This is a genomic window from Pseudoalteromonas sp. HM-SA03, assembly GCF_002289345.1.
Lineage (GTDB): Bacteria > Pseudomonadota > Gammaproteobacteria > Enterobacterales > Alteromonadaceae > Pseudoalteromonas.
The window spans coordinates 1-2919 of sequence record NZ_NSDG01000203.1; the positions used below are offsets into that span (position 1 = coordinate 1).

2 protein-coding genes are annotated in these 2919 nt (G+C 47.6%); both read left to right on the top strand.

Annotation, left to right across the window (positions count from 1 at the left end):
- Positions 1-1296, top strand: a 1296-nt coding sequence (locus CKO50_RS23355; RefSeq protein ID WP_141240190.1) for a non-ribosomal peptide synthetase, incomplete at its 5' end; no start/stop codon positions are given.
- A 2-nt stretch (positions 1297-1298) separates the two neighbouring features.
- Positions 1299-2919: condensation domain-containing protein (locus CKO50_RS23360; protein ID WP_217989667.1), on the top strand; the 1621-nt coding region annotated here is incomplete at its 3' end.

A 2919-nucleotide genomic window follows, 5' to 3' on the forward strand; every position in this document is an offset into this window, starting at 1 on the left:
GTAATGCTCACGCAGCACAATGTGCTTTACTATCTTCACGCCTTAACCCGCCAGTTAGGTGACAAGTATCGTAATATCGACTTTTCTTCTAACTACTGTTTTGACCTGTCGGTGACCACCACCTTATGCCCGCTCCTTGCTGGACAAACGGTGTGTGTCTATGAAGGCGATATTCTTGATGCCGCCGCCTTTAGAGCTCATCTAAATGCCGCGAACGTTGGCTTTGTGAAAACCACACCGAGTCTTGCCATGGCGCTATTGCCTGGCAGCGATGCACAAGTTGATGCCCTAATGCTCGGTGGTGAGGCGCTGACTGAGCAGGCCATTGCCGCATTAAGCGACCATGTGAACGCTATTTTCGATGAATATGGCCCAACGGAAGCCACCGTCGGTACGATGCTCGCGCAGGCCTATCCACGTCTTCATCAAGGCATAGGTAAAGCCTACCCTAACGTTAATCTTCATGTGTTATCTGAGTCGCTGCAGCCCATGCCCATTGGTGCGCCGGGTGAGTTATATATTTCAGGCCTTGGGGTTGCCCGTGGTTACTTAAACCGCCCTGAACTCAATACTGAGCGCTTTATTGATAATCCATTTAGTCACGACCCCGCCCATAGCAAGCTGTACAAAACCGGTGACCTTGCCCGCTTCCTAGACAACGGCGACTTGGTGTATCTCGGTCGTAACGATGAGCAGGTGAAAATTCGTGGTTATCGTGTCGAATTAGGAGAGATTGCTGCAGCTATTGTCGACCAGCAAGGCGTACAAAACGCAGTAGTGATTGATGTACCTGCACCGCAAGGCAAAGCGCTGGCCGCTTACCTTGTTGCAGAGCCTGACCTTGAAATTACCGAGTTAAAGCTCGCCCTAAGTGCTGCTTTACCTGAGTATATGGTACCCAGTCACTTTACCCTAATCGAGCATATTCCACTTACGGGTAACGGTAAGCTTGACCGCAAGGCTCTGCCTACGCCAGAGCTTCAAGCCGACAACCTCTATGTGGCACCGCGTAATGCCTTAGAGACCCAGCTTTGTGAGATTTGGCAACAGGTACTTGGCCTAGAACAAGTGGGGATTGAAGATAATTTCTTCAGTATCGGGGGGGACTCTATCTCGGCTATCCGGTTGATGAATGCGTGTAATAAAGCACTGGATTTAAACATCCCAATTTCAGCCTTGTTTGAGCATACCCATATTGCCGCAATCGTCGACAACTTAGAGACGCTGAGCGTGGATATCGAGATTAAAGCAGACTCCGGATCACAACAAGAACAAACTAATAGCATGAGGATTTAACCATGTTGTCATTGCTCGCTGAACTGAAAGATCACAATCTCTCGATCTGGTTGCAAGACGGCGGACTAGAGCTGTCATTTGGCACGCAAGCGCCAGATGCTGCACTTGTTGCAAAGTTAAAGTCAAACAAAACGCAACTAATGGATTACCTTGAAGCAAAAGCAATTTTTTCAAAGGATGCGTTTAATACACTGCCAGAATTAAACCGCTACCCGCTTTCATTTGCGCAAGAGCGTTTATTATTTATCGAACGCATAGAAAATGGCACCAACGCTTATCATATTCCGTTTTTGGTTAAACTCTCTGAGCACACAGAGCTTGCGCGATTAACGCAAGCACTGAATATCGTGTTAGATAGGCATGAAGTACTTCGCAGTGTCTATCGTCAAGACGAGCAAGGCCACGACTATCAAGAGGTGTTGAGCGCCAGTATTGAAATTACGCCTAGCCCTGTAGCTGACTTAGCAGCGCTCAATACGGCTGTTAAACAAGCTATTAGTACACCATTTGACTTAGCCAATGAGCCTATGTTCAAGGTTTGCTTTTGGACAGTAGGCGCAGAGCGTTACGTGCTATTTATGTGGCACCATATTGCGTTTGATGGCTGGTCCACCGAAATCTTTATGCGTGAGCTACACCAAGCCTATTTTATGCTAGCTTCAGGCAAAACGCCTGAGCTACCAGCGCTTGAGTTACAGTACCAAGACTACGCAAAATGGCAGCGCGAGTACCTCAGCGGCGATACCTTAACTAAGCTTTTAGAGCACTGGACTGATGCACTTGCAGGCGCTGAGCAGCTTGAATTACATTCGCCACTAGCAAGGCCAAATGAATATCAATATCACGGTGCCGACCACCGTATTCATCTGGGTCAGGAACGAAGCGAAGCCCTCAAAGCCATAGCCAAAACGCAGCAAACCAGTCTTTATGTAGTACTGCTCAGCAGCTGGGCATTGACATTACAAGCAACCAGCGGTCAGTCAGATTTAGTCATCGGTACACCATCTGACAACCGTCACCTAAGCCAGACACAAAATCTTATTGGCTTTTTGGTCAATAGCTTAGCCCTGCCAATTCATGTTGATAACGCACTCGACTTTAATGCCTTGATCCAACAAGTACACCAAACCCTAAAAGCGGCAAAGGCGCACCAAGATCTGCCATTTGATAAATTGGTCGACGCCCTAAAATTACAACGGGATCCGTCTCGCCACCCGCTATTTCAAATGATGTTTGCGCTTGAGCAATTTAAAAATAACAGCGACGACAGCAGCCAACAGCTGTTTACGCCAGTGAATGAATCACAAGTAAAAGCACTCCATAAAGTGGCAAAGTTCGACATTAGTTTGCTGCTACAAAATGGCGACGAAGAAGTATTTGGTGATATTAACTACTCCACCGCACTATTTCCAAGTGACTGGATCGCAACTCTTGCTGAGCGCTTTATCAATATTATCGATCAGGTGATCGCCAGAACCGCACAGCCACTTTCAAAAATAGCCCTACAAAATAGAGCTGAGACTGACACACTCCGTACTTGGCACAACAACGCCGAGTCGTTTGCCACCGACAAAGATCTGGCCAGCTTAGTAGAGCAGCACGCCGCTAACACCCCTGAGCAGA